This is a genomic window from Photobacterium sp. Hal280, from assembly GCF_037162255.1.
In the GTDB taxonomy this organism is placed as follows: domain Bacteria; phylum Pseudomonadota; class Gammaproteobacteria; order Enterobacterales; family Vibrionaceae; genus Photobacterium.
Genome location: NZ_JARLUO010000005.1, coordinates 287,521 through 303,709 on the forward strand (window position 1 = coordinate 287,521; position 16,189 = coordinate 303,709).

At 55.5% G+C, this 16,189-nt stretch carries 12 protein-coding genes; 5 read left to right on the forward strand and 7 right to left on the reverse strand.

What is annotated here, in order from left to right:
- Nucleotides 1-6: 6 nt before the first annotated feature.
- The 4 genes from hslV to priA form a co-directional block, all read right to left on the reverse strand.
- The gene (gene hslV / locus P4S53_RS10450) at nt 7-534 is read right to left on the reverse strand and encodes an ATP-dependent protease subunit HslV (RefSeq protein ID WP_027250611.1); all 528 of its coding nucleotides are present in this window, start codon (nt 532-534) and stop codon (nt 7-9) included.
- A 199-nt stretch (nt 535-733) separates the two neighbouring features.
- Nucleotides 734-1,387: an SPOR domain-containing protein gene (locus P4S53_RS10455; RefSeq protein WP_337112649.1), complete on the reverse strand. Its 654-nt coding sequence runs from the start codon at nt 1,385-1,387 to the stop codon at nt 734-736.
- Nucleotides 1,388-1,548: 161 nt separating this feature from the next.
- Nucleotides 1,549-2,562 carry a DNA-binding transcriptional regulator CytR gene (cytR, locus tag P4S53_RS10460; protein WP_337112650.1) on the reverse strand — a complete coding sequence of 338 codons (1,014 nt, stop codon included), beginning with the start codon at nt 2,560-2,562 and terminating at the stop codon, nt 1,549-1,551.
- 177 nt (nt 2,563-2,739) lie between these two features.
- Nucleotides 2,740-4,938: a primosomal protein N' gene (gene priA, locus P4S53_RS10465; RefSeq protein WP_337112651.1), complete on the reverse strand. Its 2,199-nt coding sequence runs from the start codon at nt 4,936-4,938 to the stop codon at nt 2,740-2,742.
- Nucleotides 4,939-5,167: 229 nt separating this feature from the next.
- On the opposite strand from priA, the gene rpmE reads away from it, so the two are divergent.
- Nucleotides 5,168-5,380, forward strand: a complete 213-nt coding sequence (gene rpmE, locus P4S53_RS10470; RefSeq protein WP_027250615.1) for a 50S ribosomal protein L31 — start codon at nt 5,168-5,170, stop codon at nt 5,378-5,380.
- Between the two features lie 259 nt (nt 5,381-5,639).
- Nucleotides 5,640-6,887 (forward strand): malic enzyme-like NAD(P)-binding protein, encoded by a 1,248-nt coding sequence (locus tag P4S53_RS10475; RefSeq protein ID WP_337112652.1) that lies wholly within the window; start codon nt 5,640-5,642, stop codon nt 6,885-6,887.
- A gap of 75 nt (nt 6,888-6,962) precedes the next feature.
- On the opposite strand, the gene metJ is transcribed toward P4S53_RS10475, so the two are convergent.
- Nucleotides 6,963-7,280: a met regulon transcriptional regulator MetJ gene (gene metJ, locus P4S53_RS10480; protein ID WP_027250617.1), complete on the reverse strand. Its 318-nt coding sequence runs from the start codon at nt 7,278-7,280 to the stop codon at nt 6,963-6,965.
- A 187-nt stretch (nt 7,281-7,467) separates the two neighbouring features.
- On the opposite strand from metJ, the gene P4S53_RS10485 reads away from it, so the two are divergent.
- The 3 genes from P4S53_RS10485 to metF all read left to right on the forward strand — a co-directional run bounded on the left by P4S53_RS10485 (nt 7,468) and on the right by metF (nt 12,223).
- Nucleotides 7,468-8,637 (forward strand): O-succinylhomoserine (thiol)-lyase, encoded by a 1,170-nt coding sequence (locus tag P4S53_RS10485; protein WP_337112653.1) that lies wholly within the window; start codon nt 7,468-7,470, stop codon nt 8,635-8,637.
- Entirely contained in the window at nt 8,634-11,039 is a 2,406-nt protein-coding gene (locus P4S53_RS10490; RefSeq protein WP_337112654.1) for a bifunctional aspartate kinase/homoserine dehydrogenase II, read from the forward strand. Before P4S53_RS10485 ends, P4S53_RS10490 begins: the two co-directional genes overlap by 4 nt.
- 281 nt (nt 11,040-11,320) lie before the next feature.
- Nucleotides 11,321-12,223: a methylenetetrahydrofolate reductase gene (gene metF, locus P4S53_RS10495; RefSeq protein ID WP_337112655.1), complete on the forward strand. Its 903-nt coding sequence runs from the start codon at nt 11,321-11,323 to the stop codon at nt 12,221-12,223.
- A gap of 131 nt (nt 12,224-12,354) precedes the next feature.
- Here metF and P4S53_RS10500 read toward each other — a convergent pair whose 3' ends face one another.
- Nucleotides 12,355-12,927, reverse strand: a complete 573-nt coding sequence (locus P4S53_RS10500) for a PadR family transcriptional regulator (protein ID WP_120513767.1) — start codon at nt 12,925-12,927, stop codon at nt 12,355-12,357.
- Nucleotides 12,928-13,293: 366 nt separating this feature from the next.
- Nucleotides 13,294-15,927: a phosphoenolpyruvate carboxylase gene (ppc, locus tag P4S53_RS10505; protein WP_337112656.1), complete on the reverse strand. Its 2,634-nt coding sequence runs from the start codon at nt 15,925-15,927 to the stop codon at nt 13,294-13,296.
- Between the last annotated feature and the right edge of the window lie 262 nt (nt 15,928-16,189).

Sequence of the window (16,189 nt, forward strand, 5' to 3'; positions counted from 1 at the left end):
GAATCCTTACTGGGTATCGAGTTCTTCAACAGTCTGGAAGTCATTGGTGTAAACGCAGATATCACCAGCAATGGTCAGCGACTTCTCAGCTATGGTGCGAGCATCCAGCTCGGTGTTTTCCAGCAGCGCCCGGGCTGCGGATAACGCAAAATTACCGCCTGAGCCGATGGCAATCAGGTCGTTTTCCGGCTGAACCACATCACCGTTCCCGGTGATGATCAGCGAGGCGGTGGCATCCGCAACGGCCAGCAAGGCTTCCAGGCGGCGCAGGCTGCGGTCGGTACGCCAGTCTTTGGCCAGTTCAACCGCGGCTTTCATCAGGTGCCCCTGGTGCATTTCCAGCTTGCGTTCGAAGCGCTCGAACAGGGTGAAGGCATCGGCGGTACCGCCGGCGAATCCTGCCAGTACCTGATTGTTGTATAAGCGGCGGACTTTGCGGGCATTGCCCTTCATGACGGTATTGCCCAGTGAGACCTGGCCATCACCGGCGATGACGACTTTTCCATTGCGACGTACAGAGACTATGGTTGTCACGGTATTACCTCTTAGCATCAGTCCGGCTCGTGGGCCGGTATGGGTATAGCCGCAGATCTGGGGATGGCGGTTTCCGATTTCAAGGCAAACAAGAGAATCTGCGCAGTGAAGGCCATAAAAAAAGGATGCCTTGGCAGCGTTTTGTCTGCTTCAGCATCCTTCATCAGTGTCGTGAGCTGTTCTCAGGTCAGCAAACGACTCAGGCGTCCCAGTACCAGATGGCGCAAGGTTCAATCCCGGCTCGTCGCAGCATATTGCGATCACTTTCGGCTTTGCGTTTCTGCGGGTAAGGGCCGAGTACTACGCGATACCAACTGCCTTTTTCTCCCTGAGACACTTTGATCTGGCTGGTGAGCCCCTGGAAAGCAATCATGGCTTTGCGCTCTTCTGCCTGGCCTGGCGAGCGGTAAGCGCCACACTGCATCAGATAAGGGCGACCCGGCTTATCCGGCACTTTTTTCGCTTCCACCTGTACTTCTTTATTTTCCAGCTCTTCGATGTAGCGCCATTTTTCTGCCGGTTTAGGCGGTAATTTTTCTTGTTGCTTCGGCGCAGTCACAGGCTTGGTGTCGACTTTGGTGCTGGTTTCCTGCTTGGGTTTGACGGCAGGTGCAGGCGGCGTTTTGTCTTTGACTGTGACCGGCGCCGGCTGAACCGGGGTCGCGTGGGATGCCGCTGGCTTGGGTGACGAAGACAGAAAATATAAGCCATAGCCGAGGGCAATCACCAGGCACAAGGCGATCAGTGCCCATTTTACCGGGAACTGGCCACTGGGTTTACTGCTGCGGGAAGGCGTTCTTCTGGCGGGCTTTTTCGCGGCCCGGCCTCGCTTGACGTAATCTTTGGTTGCCACAATGTTTTGATGATTGTTGGACTAATGGTCAGACATGGTACAAAGAAGTGCTCACACTGGCTAGTGTCGGGAAGCCGGTACCTGCCGAAGAGGCAGCGCTTCCCGATCATTCTGTGACCTTTTGCTCAAAGTGATGATTTTTTCAGCTCAGGTCGCGGTGGCTATTGCGGATTGCCTGGCGGTGGCGCGGCACTTTCCCGGATGACCAGTTTGGCATCCAGCAGGCGCGAACCGGCAGCGATGTCCTTACCCTGCAGTATGTCCAGCAGCATCAGCATCGACTGACGGCCAATTTCATAGCGGGGCTGTGACACTGTGGTCAGCGGCGGATCGCAGTATTCGGCGAACTGAATATCATCAAACCCGACGATGGACAGATCCTGAGGGACATTGATCCCTAACCGCTTGGCTTGCTGCATGGCGCCGATGGCCATGACATCGTTGTGGCACAGCAGGGCAGTCGGCGGCTCTGGCAGCGAGAGCAGGGTAGTCACGGCGCGGGCTCCACCGGCAAAGGTGAAATCACTTTTTACTGTGTAAGCCGGATTCAGCTCAGTGCCGGCGCGGCGCAGGGCCTGCTGATAACCCTGAGAGCGGAACTGGCAGAGCATGGCAGTGTCGGGACCTGTGATCTGGGCGATGTGCTTGTGGCCCATCTGGGTCAGGTAGTTCACGGCTTCAAACGCGGCGGTCAGGTTATCAATGTGGACGGTCGGCAGCTCCAGCTCAGGGGCAAACTCACAGGCCATCACCATAGGCGGCAGGTTCTTCTGCTCCGGTTTGCTGATATCAAAGGGTAAATCCGTGCCCAGCAGTAACATGCCGTCCGCCTGTTTGGTAAACACCAGATTCACGAATGAATTCTCCCGGCTTTTCTGCTGGCCGCTGTCGCCCAGCAGTACCAGATAGCCATATTCCATCGCCGCTTCTTCTATGCCCCGGATAATTTCCGTGAAATAGGGATCGCAGATGTCAGGGACGATAGCGACAATGGTTTTCGATTCATTGCGCCTCAGGTTACGAGCCAGGGAGTTGGGGGAATAGCCAGCATCCATGACAGCCTGTTCGACTTTTTTACGGGTCGAGGCTGACACTTTCTCCGGGTTCATCAGCGCGCGCGACACGGTCGCGGTCGAGACTCCGGCGAGCTGGGCAACATCCTTCATTGTCGCCATAAATAGTTCCTCTCTAAGACATTTCTCTCAATAATGCTGGAGGATCGCAACCAAATCGGTGCAGAAACCTGGTCCAACAAGCCTGTTATTGTAGGCGCTTTATGCGGGTTTAAACATGTGCCAAATAGCATAAATTACATTGGGCTTGTGATCCAAATCGCATTAATTGTCTTATCTTCAGCTTAAATCCTGAGGTTCGACGTCCAGTGACCAGCGCACTTTCCGCGCCAATGGCAGCAAGTTAATAGCAGGACGCGCCACAGACAGCAAAGTTTGCAGGGTTTTCCGGTCGGGTGCCTGCAGCAGTAACTGCCACCGGTAGCGGCCGGCGCGGCGGGAGAGCGGTGCCGGATTGGGCCCCAGCACCAGCGTGTGGGCCTCAAACAGCGGACTGGTTTCCAGAATGCCGCGCACCTGATGCAGAAATTGCTCGGTCAGTTCACTTTGTGCGGCCTCGGCTCTGAACAGGGCCAGATAGGTAAAAGGCGGCAGCATAGCCTGGCGGCGCTCTGTCAGCGCCTGGGCGGCAAAGTGATCGTACCCTTTGTAGAGCAGGGCCTGAAGCAGGCTGTGTTCCGGATGGTGGGTTTGCAGCAGGACTTCCCCCGGTTTGCTGGCGCGCCCGGCGCGGCCTGCGACCTGGATGAACAGCTGTGCCAGCCGCTCCGCTGCACGAAAGTCATTGCTGAACAGGGCGCTGTCGACATCGACCAGCGCCACCAGGGTTACGTCGGGAAAGTGGTGACCTTTGGCCAGCATCTGGGTGCCGATCAGGATCTGGTATTCCTTGTTCCTGACTGCTTCCAGGTAATTGTCCAGGCTGCCTTTACGGCGGGTGCTGTCGCGGTCAATACGTACTGTGCGGAACTCAGGGAACAGGGTGGCGAGCTGATGTTCAAGCTGCTCGGTGCCGACCCCGACTGTCTGGAGCTGGGTTGAACCGCACTGCTGGCATTGGGGCATGACAGGGCGCTGGGTCTGACAATGGTGGCAGCGCAGCTCGCCGGAGTGCTGATGGTAAGTGTAATACGCATCGCAGCGTTTACATTCAGCCAGCCAGCCACATTCGTGGCACATCAGCGCGGGCGCGAACCCGCGGCGGTTGAGAAACAGCATCACCTGATTACCGGCGCTCAGATGCTGGCGCATCCGGGCAATTAGCGGCGCGGACAGCCCCGCCTCCAGATGGAGCCCCTTCATGTCCAGTACCCCATGCCGGGCGGCCTGAGCGTTACCGGCGCGGCGGGTCAGGTGCAGATGGTGGTATTTGCCGGTTTTGGCATTGTGCAGGGTTTCCAGTGCCGGGGTGGCTGAACCGAGCACAATCGGAATGTTTTCTTTGCTGGCCCGCAGCACGGCCATGTCTCTGGCATGATAGCGCAGGCTGTCCTGCTGCTTATAAGACGGGTCATGCTCTTCATCGACAATGATGATGCCGAGATCCGCGAACGGGGTGAACAGGGCAGAGCGGGTCCCAATAATGATGCCGGCCTGATTGTCGCGACCGGCCAGCCAGGCGCTGAGGCGCTCGGTATCATTCAGGCCGGAGTGGATGGTGAACAGCGGCACATTGAAGCGGCGCTGAAAACGGTTGATGGTCTGTGGCGTCAGACCAATTTCCGGCACCAGCACCAGGGCTTGTTTGCCGGCGGCCAGTACCGGCTCAATCAGGTTGAGATAGACTTCGGTCTTGCCTGAACCCGTCACACCTTCCAGTAAATAACAGGCATAATCCGGGTTGGCATTAACGCTGGCAATCGCCAGCGCCTGCTCTTCGTTGAGGCGGGGTTTCTCTTCGGTGACCGCGAAATCCGTGGGCCAGTGGCCGCTGGGCGCTGTGGTGTGAAAACTGTCGACCCAGCCTTTTTCGGCCAGCGTTTTCAGGGTGGTGCTGTTCACCTCCTGATCGAGTAAGGCATCGTGACTCAGCGCGCCATGGCGCAGCAGCGTCAGCACTTTTGCCTGCCGCGGTGCCCGTTTGAGTGCCGCCAGAGGTTGTTCCTGACCTTTTTCTGTCAATTGCCAGTAACGAATCTCGGCATTAGCCGGTCTGCCTTTACGTAAAGCCGAAGGCAGGGCATTGGCCAGCGTATCGCCCAAAGGGTACTGGTAGTAGCGGCTGGTCCACTCCAGCAACTGAAACAAAGGCGGCTGCCACAGCGGTTCGCTATCGAGAACGGCTTTGAGGGGTTTGAGCTGGTCGCGGGGAAAATCGGACTGCCCGGTCAGGGCAATCACTATCCCGGTCAGCTGCTGACGGCCAAACGGCACCCGTACCCGGCCACCGACCACAGGCCGTTGGCCTGAGGGGATCAGGTAGTCAAAGCTTTTGTCCAGCGGAACGGGCAGGGCAACCCTGGCGATGGTGGCAGTCATGGGTATTGGCTGATATCACTTATACTTACAGATAGATGGCAGTGTACCTTGCACAAGGGGTGAGGCAAAGCAAGACGACACTGTGATTGCAGGTTGATCTGTGTCGGCTGATTGATTATCATACGCCGCCTATTTGTCCAGCGCCTTTGGCCTGGCAGTATTTATTAACCACGTGTGGTGCCCGGCTTTGGATCGGGAGAGCGACACGGCCTTAGCTTAGAGGTTTCCCATGAAACAAGGTATCCACCCAGAATACACAGCTGTAAACGCAAAATGTTCTTGCGGCAACGCTTTTGTCTTTAATTCAACCATGAAAAAAGACATCAACCTGGATGTGTGTGACAAATGTCACCCATTCTACACTGGTAAGCAGCGTCAAGTGAGCACCGGTGGCCGTATCGACAAATTCAACAAGCGTTTCGGCGCTCTGTCTAGCAAGTAATTGCTTTAAGACACTGTCGAGAAAAGGGACGCTCAGGCGTCCCTTTTTGCTGTCTGCTGTTTCTCCCTGCCTTAAATGACTGATAAATCAGTCGTGATGACTCCCGCTCGTTTTCTCCTGCATATCTTCTGGCCTGTCACGGTCATTGCCTTGGTATTACCAGCTTGTGCGAACTAGGATTTTGTGCTGCTATCGAATATGATTGATTGTTCAATACCGAACCGAACAGAACATCCATCCATTCAGGATTCTAATAATTATGTCTGAAGATTTTCGTCAACAAGCACTTCACTATCATGCTTACCCTGTCCCCGGGAAAATTTCGGTTGAACTCAGCAAGCCTGCGAATACAGTAGAAGATCTCGCTCTGGCCTACAGCCCAGGTGTGGCTGAGCCGGTGCGGGAAATCGCCCAGAATGCAGAGAATGTGTACAAGTACACGGGTAAAGGCAACATGGTTGCCGTGATTACCAATGGTACGGCCATTCTTGGCTTGGGTAACCTTGGTCCGCTGGCCTCCAAGCCGGTCATGGAAGGCAAGGCCCTGCTGTTCAAGCGTTTCGCTGGCCTGGATTCAATTGATATCGAAGTGAAACACCGCACGATCGACGAGTTTGTTGATACTGTAGCCAATATCGCCGATACCTTTGGCGGTATTAACCTGGAAGATATCAAAGCACCCGATTGTTTTGAGATTGAAAAGCGTCTGATTGAACGCTGCCAGGTGCCTGTGTTCCATGATGACCAGCACGGTACCGCGATTGTCACGGCTGCCGGTATGCTGAACGCACTGGAGCTGCAGGGCAAAGATATCAAAGAAGCCGTGATCATCTGCCTGGGTGCCGGTGCAGCGGCCGTCGCCTGTATGGAACTGCTGATCAAATGCGGCGCGCAGCGTGAAAAAATCTACATGCTGGATCGCAAAGGGGTGATTCACACCCGTCGTGATGATATCAATGAGTATAAGCAACTGTTTGCCAACAACACAGACAAGCGCACCCTGGAAGATGTAATCGAAGGGGCGGATATCTTTGTCGGTGTTTCTGGCCCGGATCTGCTGGCGCCTGAGTCGCTCAAGCTGATGGCTGATAAGCCGATCGTATTTGCCTGCTCAAACCCGGATCCGGAAATTAAACCTGAGCTGGCCCATGCGGTTCGCAATGATCTGATCATGGGAACCGGCCGTTCGGATTATCCGAACCAGGTGAACAACGTTATTTGTTTCCCGTTTATTTTCCGTGGTGCGTTGGATGTGCGTGCCAGCGAAATCAACGATGAAATGAAACTGGCTGCCGTCAACGCGATCCGCGAACTGGCCAAAGAACCGGTGCCGGCAGAAGTGGTGAAAGCTGCAGGGGTGGATAAGCTGGCGTTCGGTCCTGACTATATTATCCCGAAACCTATGGATCCGCGTTTGCTGCCACGGGTGGCCAAAGCGGTTGCGGTTGCGGCGGTGGAATCCGGCGTTGCCCGTATTGAAATGCCTGTGGGTTACATGGAAGTGTAATGACACACAGTGTGTGCTTATGATTGAAAAAACCAGCCATATGGCTGGTTTTTTTATCTCAGGGCGTTATCTTGATTATTCGTTGATGTCTTCGTACTCAATGCCCAGGCTGTCCATGATGGCCTTGGCTTCTGCCGGCAAATCGTCAGGGCGATCTTTGCGGATATCTTCATCCGTTGGCAGTGGCTGGCCGGTGTAGGCATGCAGGAATGCCTCGCACAGCAGTTCACTGTTGGTGGCGTGGCGAAGGTTGTTGACCTGACGGCGGGTGCGTTCATCTGTGAGGATTTTCAACACCTTTAATGGGATAGAGACAGTGATTTTCTTGACCTGCTCATTTTTCTTGCCGTGTTCCGCATAAGGGCTGATGTACTCACCGTTCCACTTTGCCATTGTTTACCTTCTCAGCGATATAGGGTTTTGAAATATTGTCTGGGGGAATTTTAGCGGCATTTACTGCCACAAGCAAAGACATATAGACGTCTAGAAGTGTTGACGTCTTTTTTAAATCTCGCTAAGGTTGAGGCATCTTACTCTCGTCGGCCTCTGGCCTGGTCCCAGATACAAGGAAGCAAATTACATGAGTGACAAGAAAACAGCTACTATCGCTGTTCGCAGCGGCATTGAAACCGATCAGCAATTTCGTGCAGTGGTGCCACCGATTTACTTGACCTCAACCTATGGCTTCCCTGAATTAGGGACTTTACCTCAATACGATTATTCCCGCTCGGGCAATCCGACCCGTAATTTACTGGCAGAGACCCTGGCGGAGCTGGAAGGCGGAGCCGGCGGTGTGGTGACCAGCTGCGGGACGGCGGCGATTAACTTGCTGGCCACGGCGCAACTGGGGCCGGATGATCTGGTTGTGGCGCCGCATGACTGCTACGGCGGTACCTACCGCTTGTTCAATACCCGCGCCGGCAAAGGTGACTTCAAGGTACTGTTTGTCGATCAGGGCAACCCTCAGGCGCTGGCAGAGGCATTAGCGAAAAAGCCGAAACTGGTGTGGGTCGAAACGCCGTCCAACCCGCTGTTGCGGGTGATCGACGTCGCGCAGCTGTGTCTGCAGGCGCATAATGCTGGGGCGCTGGTCGCAGTGGATAACACCTTTCTGTCGCCGGCACTGCAACAGCCGATTGCCCTGGGCGCAGACTTTGTCGTGCATTCCACCACCAAATATATCAATGGTCACTCCGATGTGGTGGGCGGGGTGCTGATTGCCAAAGACAGCGAGCACGCCGAGAACTTGTCCTGGTGGGCCAACTGTATCGGCGCTACCGGCGCCCCCTTTGATGCTTACCTGACCCTGCGCGGTGTGCGTACACTGATGGCGCGGATGCGTGTCCATGAAGAAAACTCTGCCCGGCTGCTGGCCTATCTGCAAACCCAGCCGCTGGTGGGCAAGATTTACCACCCCAGCCTGGCGGATCACCCGGGTCATGCCATTGCGGCCCGGCAGCAAAAAGGTTTTGGCTCCATGCTGAGTTTTGAGCTGGCCGGCAGCACGCAGCAGCTGGAAATCTTTGTGGCGTCTTTAAACGATTTCTCTCTGGCTGAGTCACTGGGCGGCACGGAAAGTCTGATTGCGCATCCTGCCAGCATGACCCACCGCGCCATGTCGGATGAGGCGCAGCGCGAGGCAGGTATCTTGCCGTCGTTGCTGCGTCTGTCTGTGGGCCTGGAAGATGCCGATGATTTGATTGCCGATCTGGCCCAGGCCTTTGCCAAAGCCGCGGAGGCCAGTGAATGACCCTGAAACGTCAGCTGCACAAATTTGGCGGCAGCAGTTTAGCGGATGCCAGCTGTTACCGGAATGTCGCCCATATTCTGGCGCAATACTCCAGCGCTGAGGATCTGGTGGTGGTCTCGGCGGCCGGCAAAACCACCAACCGCCTGATTCAGTGGCTGTCTTTACTGAGCAAAGACGGCCGGTTGGCGCATGAAAGCCTGCAGGATTTGCGCACCTTCCAGCAACATCTTATCGAAGAGCTGCTGGAGGAAACCGTGGCGGATGAGCTGTTAACCTCGCTGCACCTGGAATTCAGCGAGCTGGGTCAGCTTACCGACAGTGATATTACCCCGGCCAGACAAGCCTGGGTGCTCGGACACGGTGAACTCTGGTCCTCCCGCTTGCTGGCCGCATTGCTGACACACAAAGGCATGGCGGCAAGGGCGCTGGACTCGCGGCGCTTCCTGCGTGCTGAACGCGCCGCGCAGCCGGAAGTTGACCGCGGCCGTTCACTGCCGTTGCTGCAAAATGAGCTGGCGCAGCACAGTGGCCATCGTATGGTGATCACAGGTTTTATGGCCAGCAATCAAGCCGGTGAAACCGTGCTGCTGGGTCGCAATGGCTCGGATTATTCCGCCACTGTGATCGGTGCCCTGGCCGGTGTCAGCCGGGTGACCATCTGGAGCGATGTCGCCGGTGTCTACAGTGCGGATCCCCGCCTGGTCAGCGATGCGTGTCTGTTGCCCTTGCTGCGTCTGGATGAGGCCGACGAGCTGGCCCGTCTGGCAGCGCCCGTGCTGCACAGTCGCACGCTGCAGCCTGTGGCCCAGAGTGCCATCGACCTGACGCTGCGCTGCAGCCTGCAGCCGGAATCTGGCTCGACCCGAGTGGAACGGGTACTGGCATCCGGTCGCGGCGCAAAAATCATTACTTCTCTGGATGAGGTCTGTCTGCTGGAGCTGTCTGTCTCACGTGCCCAGACGCTGGCGCAGGTGGAGCGCGAACTGGCGACTTTGCTGCCGAAAGCGCAGCTGATCCCGCTGGCTCAAGCGGTGGAAACCGACAAAGGACAGATTCTGCTGGCGTATACCGCCGAAGTGGCCAACGGGGTACTGGCACTGCTGCAGGACAGCGGTTTACCGGCTGAGATCCGTTTGCGCGACGGTTTTACTATGGTGGCCGCGGTAGGGGCCGGGGTGGTGATCAACCCGGTGCACTGTCATGGCTTCCAGCAGCAGCTAAAGGGCCAGCCGGTCGAATTTATTGCCGAAGCCGAATCCGGGCTGAGTCTGGTCGCCGTCCTGCGTCAGGCCGATACCCAGGCCCTGGTTCAGCTGATCCACCAAAATTTATTTCAGGCGCAAAAACGTATCGGTCTGATCTTGTGTGGCAAGGGCAATATCGGCAGCCGCTGGCTGGAGCTGCTGGAAGAAGAAAAGGTAGCGCTGGAAAAGCGTCACGGCATGAGCTTTACCCTGATCGGGGTGGCTGACAGCCGGCGCTACTGGCTGGATCTGCAGGGCATTGAGCCGCTTCAGGCACTGACCCGGTTTGATGATGAAGCCACAGACGGCACCGACTGGCTGCCGGCTCTGGGGCAGCATGACTATGATGAGCTGGTGGTACTGGATGTCACCGCCAGCCAAGCACTGGCAGAGCGTTACCCGGAATTTGCCAGCCACGGCTTGCATCTGATCTCGGCCAACAAAGTCGCAGGCTCTGCAAAAGGCAAAGTTTATCGCGCTGTGGTGGATGCGTTCGAGAAAAGCAGCCGCCACTGGCTGTATAACGCCACGGTGGGCGCCGGATTGCCGGTCAATCATACGGTCAAAGATTTGCGTGACAGCGGGGATACGATTATTGCCGTATCCGGCATTTTCTCGGGCACTCTGTCCTGGCTGTTCCAGCAGTTCGACGGCAGTCTGCCTTTCAGTCAGTTACTGGAACAGGCCTGGCAGCAGGGTCTGACGGAGCCGGATCCGCGCCACGATCTGGACGGCAGCGATGTGATGCGAAAGCTGGTGATCTTAGCCCGTGAATCCGGACTGACGCTGGAGCCGGAGCAGGTTAAAGTTGAGTCATTGGTGCCCGAAGAGCTGGCAGCCCTGAGCCTTGACGCTTTCTTTGAACGCAGTGATGTGCTGGATGAGCGGTTGCAGGCGCGCCTGAGCAAAGCACAGCGCGAGGGAAAAGTGCTGCGCTATATCGCACGGCTGGATAAAAATGGACACGCCGTGGTGGGCCTGGAAGCGCTGGAGCCTGAGCATGCGCTGGCGAACCTGCTGCCCTGCGACAACATCTTTGCGATTGAAAGCCGCTGGTACCGGGACAATCCGTTGGTTATCCGCGGCCCTGGCGCGGGCAGGGATGTCACGGCAGGGGCGTTATTATCGGATTTGAACCGGCTGGCCCGGCTTTTGTAAGATTTTCCCGTTATGAGATAGATCCAAAGGGCAGCCGTGCGCTGCCCTTTTTGTTTCTTGTTTCTGCTTTTTCCCAGTATTGGTACTGCCTGGCGGGCAATCGGCACAGTAAAACTCTGGACTTGAATAAAGTGGATCTTGATGTTGAGAAAAATTCATGTTCATGCGGTTGACATTAATTTGGTTACAAGACATTCTGTGGACATATAGACGTCTAAATGGTTGTTTGGCGTCAGAGTTCAGAGGGAAGGCCGCAGGCCAGCAGCAGGAAGGTTTCAATTATGGGTTATTCTTACGCCAGTCACTTGGATGCGCTAAATCAAAACATCGCCGATCTGAACGGCGCCATCAATGTATCATTTGAATTCTTTCCGCCAAGTTCGCCTGCGATGGAAGAAACCCTCTGGTCATCCATCCATCGTCTGAAGACGCTCAAGCCGAAATTTGTGTCCGTGACTTACGGTGCCAACTCAGGCGAGCGTGACCGTACCCACTCTATCATCAAAGATATCAAAGAGCAGACCGGCCTGCTGGCTGCGCCTCACCTGACCTGTATCGATGCCACGCGTGATGAACTGCGTGCCATCGCCCGTGATTACTGGAAAAACGGGATCCGCAATATCGTGGCGCTGCGTGGCGATTTGCCGCCACAGGGCGGTAAGCCGGACATGTATGCGGTCGACCTGGTCGAGCTGTTGCGTGCAGAAGCGGATTTCGATATTTCTGTGGCGGCTTACCCTGAAGTGCATCCGGAAGCAAAAAGCGCCCAGGCGGATCTGATCAACCTCAAGCGTAAAGTTGATGCCGGTGCCAGCCGTGCCATCACTCAGTTCTTTTTTGATGTTGAAAGCTACCTGCGTTTTCGCGACCGCTGTGTGGCCGCCGGTATTGATGTTGAAATCGTCCCGGGCATCCTGCCTGTGGTGAACATGAAGCAAGCCAAGCGTTTCGCGCAGGCCAATAATGTGAAAATCCCGAACTGGTTAGAGAAACAGTATCAGGGGCTGGATGACGATTTACTGAGCCGTCAGATGGTGGGAGCCAGCAACGCGATTGATATGGTGCGGGTCCTGAGCCGTGAAGGGGTCAAAGATTTCCACTTCTACACCCTGAACCGTGCTGAGCTGACTTATGCGATCTGCCATACCTTAGGGGTGCGTGCCGAAGCTGAGGTCATTGCCTGATGGTTGTATCGGGCAGGAAAAGAAAAAGCCGCATTGCGGCTTTTTTTGTCTCTGGCTGGCACACGGCGAATCGGCCCGTGAGTGGCAGGAGCCGATAGGTCGCTGATGCCTGTGCATCGGGGGCTGCAGGGTTACTCAGCAGCCATGGCGACATTGCTGTCGGCGCTGTCGATATCTTGCAGTTCCACCAGAACCTCTTCCGCCCAGTCGATCCAAGCCTGTCGGTTATGGATCCCGCGACGCAGTGTCAGGCGATCGAGGCGCGACTGACGATCCATTTCTTTGTAATTGGCGAAATGAACTTTTTCCAGCTCGTGGTAATGGTTCATCAGGGTGTGTGATTCCTCGATCAGTGCTTCCAACTGGCGCTGCATCGGCAGTGAGTTGTGAACACCGCAAACCAGAAGTTTGGCAGAGAATTCATCACGAATGGTCGGATTGCGCGCTGGCTCCTGGAACCACTCAAACAGCGCCTGACGGCCCAGATCAGTGATAGAGTAGACCTTGCGATCCGGCTTGCCTTCCTGAGGTTCCAGTTTACAGGTAACCTGGTTGTTGGTGGCCATTTTGTTTAGCTCACGGTAAACCTGCTGATGACTGGCTTTCCAGAAATAGCCGATACTGTGAGAAAACTCTTTTGTTATGTCGTAGCCGGTCGCATCGCGCGAACTCAGCACGGTCAATATGACGTGTGGTAGTGACATCTCTTCTATCCGTTAAAATACTACAAAAAAATAAACCGACCAGGCGTAACGTTACCCTTCCGCTCTCAGGCGTTTTTATAATCGTCTTGTTGCAGTGCCCGGTCGAGATCACATAGGATATCATCAATTGATTCTCTGCAACCACTGGAAGCATAAATATTCTATGATGAACAGTGAGCAATTACCTATCTTGTGACGCTCGTCCAATTATGTAGACTGCGCGCAGTGCACAAAGTTTCAATCAAATTGATTCACAGCACTCATATAGACCTTAGTTGAATTGAAAAAAGTTATGCTGTCTAAATTGTGAACAAAAAAACAGGCCACCTGCCGGTGACCTGTTTGATGTTGCGAAGAGGCGAAATATTAACCCGTATTGCGCATACCGGCGGCAATACCGGCAATGGTAACCATCAGGGCTTCTTCCAGGATCGGCGACTCGCTCTCCAGCTGGCGGGTACGGTGCAGTAATTCCGCCTGCAGCATGTTGAGTGGCTCAACATAGACATTACGCAGCCGGATAGATTCGGCCCCCCAGGGATCCTGCTCCATCAGGTGGTCGCTGTTTTCCACGTTGAGCACCACCTTGATATCGTGTTGCAGCTGATCGCGAAGTTCCTGTCCCAGCGGCCATAAACTCTTATCGGTCAGCCGCTGATCATAGTATTCGGCAATCTGGATGTTGGTTTTACTGTACACCATTTCCAGCATACCTAGTCGTGTTGAGAAGAATGGCCATTCACGGCACATTTCTTCCAGCAGCTCAGAATGGCCCTGATCGATGACATGCTGAATCGCTTTACCGGCGCCCAGCCAGGCTGGCAGCAACAGACGGTTCTGACTCCAGGCGAAAATCCACGGGATGGCGCGCAAGCTTTCTACGCCGCCCTGCGGGTTTCGTTTGGACGGACGTGAACCCAGTGGCAGTTTGCCCAGTTCCATTTCCGGCGTTGCCGCACGGAAATAAGGCACGAAGGAGTCATGGCCGCGGACCACCGAGCGATAGGCTTCGCAGGAAACATCGGACAGCACGTCCATCACATCCCGCCATTGCTGCTTAGGCGCCGGCGGCGGCAGCAGGTTGGCTTCCAGAATGGCACTGGCGTACAGATTCAGGCTGTTGACGGCCACATCAGGCAGACCCAGTTTAAAGCGGATCATCTCGCCTTGTTCGGTCACCCGCAGGCCGCCTTTGAGGCTGCGCGGCGGCTGAGACAGCAGGGCGGCGTGCGCAGGCGCACCGCCACGGCCAATACTGCCGCCACGGCCGTGGAACAGGGTCAGTTCCACACCGGCCTCGTCACACACATTGACCAGGGCTTCCATGGCGCGGTATTGCGCCCAGCCTGCGGCGGTGACACCGGCATCTTTGGCTGAGTCGGAATAGCCGATCATCACCATTTGATGGTTCTGGATGAAACCACGGTACCAGTCGATATTCATCAGCTGGGTGATCACAGCCTCAGCGTTATTGAGGTCGTCCAGGGTTTCAAACAGCGGACAGACATCCAGACGGAAGGTGCAGCCGGATTCTTTGAGCAGCAAATGGACCGCCAGTACATCCGAGGCGGTACGGGCCATGGAAATTACATAGGCTCCCAGCGCCTGACGCGGCTGCTCAGCCACGACACGGCAGGTATCCAGCACTTCCTGTACCGCTTCCGATGGCTGCCAGTTACGGGGCAGCAGGGGACGATTTGACGCCAGCTCACGAACCAGGAAAGCCACTTTGTCCTGTTCGCTCCACTGATCGTAGTCGCCCAGACCCAGATAGCGGGTCAGCTCAGAAATGGCATTCGAATGGCGGGTGCTTTCCTGGCGGATATCCAGGCGCACCAGGTGGACGCCGAAACACTGAATACGGCGCAGGGTATCCAGCAGTAAGCCATCAGCAATGATAGCCATGCCACACTCATGCAGGGAGCGGTAACAGGCGTGCAGCGGTTGCCACAGCTGATCGATATCTTCCAGGATAGCGACTTTCGGTACACTGTCGCTGCCCTTGATCTGGGCATCCAGCACATCGCGGGTCTGGGTCAGTAAGGTTCGCAGGCCTTTGATGATTTCACGATACGGTTCGTGAGCACCATTGGCCAGTTCGCGCACTTCGCTGTTGCACTCGACCATAGAGAGTTCGCTGACCAGCTCCTGGATATCATTGAGATACAGGTCGGCCGCTTTCCAGCGGGAGAGCAGCAGTACTTCGCGAGTGATCGTGGCAGTGACAAACGGGTTACCGTCACGGTCGCCGCCCATCCAGGAGGAAAATTTCACCGGTGCAGCGTCCAGCGGCAGGCTTTCGCCCAGGTGCTGGTGCAGTTTCTCATCAAACTGACGCAGAAATTCCGGTACGGCCTGCCACAGGGAATTTTCCACCACGGCAAAGCCCCACTTGGCTTCGTCAAGCGGGCTGGGGCGTTGTTTACGGATCACATCAGAATGCCAGGCCTGAGCGATCAGTTGCTCCAGACGGCGCTCGGCTTTCTGGCGCTCACTGTGGGACAGCTCGCTCAGCTCGAGTTTGGACAGGCATTTGTTGATTTGCACCAGCTTGTGAATCATGGTGCGACGGGCAATTTCGGTCGGGTGGGCTGTCAGCACCAGTTCGATATTCAAATCGCGGACCGCTTGCAACGAGTCGAGCTCGCCGATCTTTTCGTCTTTCAGCTTGGCGAACAGTGAATCCATTTCATCCGGATTGCACACCAGCTCCTCGCAGTGGCGGGAAATGGTGTGGTACTGCTCGGCGATGTTGGTCAGGTTGAGGAACTGACTGAACGCGTGAGTCACAGGCAGCAACTGATCGTCCGGCAGGTTCTGCAACTCTGTGATCAGTTTTTCCCGGTCATCGCTGTTGCCGGCGCAGGCCGACTTAGACAGTTTCCGAATGGTTTCTACTTTCTCCAGCAGTTCGCTGCCATGGGCGTCCTTGATTGTATTACCCAGCAAGTGACCAAGCATACTGACATTGCTTTTTAACGCACTGTACTTTTCGTTCATATCGCATCCATATCGTAATTTTGTTACATCCAATCGCCAAGGCGTAGCCAACAATCTAGCCTTCATTGGGGCGAAAGGTCAATAAGTGCACCCTTTTTAGACCAAAATCCCACCAGTTTATCCTGCATAAGGCCGCTGTGTGTCTCATTCCTGTAATTTACTTTCTTTACCTTTACAGTTTTAGCGTGCGCTTTAACACTGGTTCCGCGCCAGGAAAGGCATTTTTTCTTCTGCTTCTCTTGACACAAAAGGCAGGAAAAGG

What these genes read in the sequence shown, in the direction of transcription:
- P4S53_RS10500 (WP_120513767.1), bottom strand. Translation starts at nt 12,927, where the DNA reads ATGTCACTACCACACGTCATATTGACCGTGCTGAGTTCGCGCGATGCG.
- rpmE (WP_027250615.1), top strand. Translation starts at nt 5,168, where the DNA reads ATGAAACAAGGTATCCACCCAGAATACACAGCTGTAAACGCAAAATGT.
- P4S53_RS10485 (WP_337112653.1), top strand. Translation starts at nt 7,468, where the DNA reads ATGAGTGACAAGAAAACAGCTACTATCGCTGTTCGCAGCGGCATTGAA.
- metJ (WP_027250617.1), bottom strand. Translation starts at nt 7,280, where the DNA reads ATGGCAAAGTGGAACGGTGAGTACATCAGCCCTTATGCGGAACACGGC.
- cytR (WP_337112650.1), bottom strand. Translation starts at nt 2,562, where the DNA reads ATGGCGACAATGAAGGATGTTGCCCAGCTCGCCGGAGTCTCGACCGCG.
- P4S53_RS10490 (WP_337112654.1), top strand. Translation starts at nt 8,634, where the DNA reads ATGACCCTGAAACGTCAGCTGCACAAATTTGGCGGCAGCAGTTTAGCG.
- metF (WP_337112655.1), top strand. Translation starts at nt 11,321, where the DNA reads ATGGGTTATTCTTACGCCAGTCACTTGGATGCGCTAAATCAAAACATC.
- ppc (WP_337112656.1), bottom strand. Translation starts at nt 15,927, where the DNA reads ATGAACGAAAAGTACAGTGCGTTAAAAAGCAATGTCAGTATGCTTGGT.
- P4S53_RS10475 (WP_337112652.1), top strand. Translation starts at nt 5,640, where the DNA reads ATGTCTGAAGATTTTCGTCAACAAGCACTTCACTATCATGCTTACCCT.
- priA (WP_337112651.1), bottom strand. Translation starts at nt 4,938, where the DNA reads ATGACTGCCACCATCGCCAGGGTTGCCCTGCCCGTTCCGCTGGACAAA.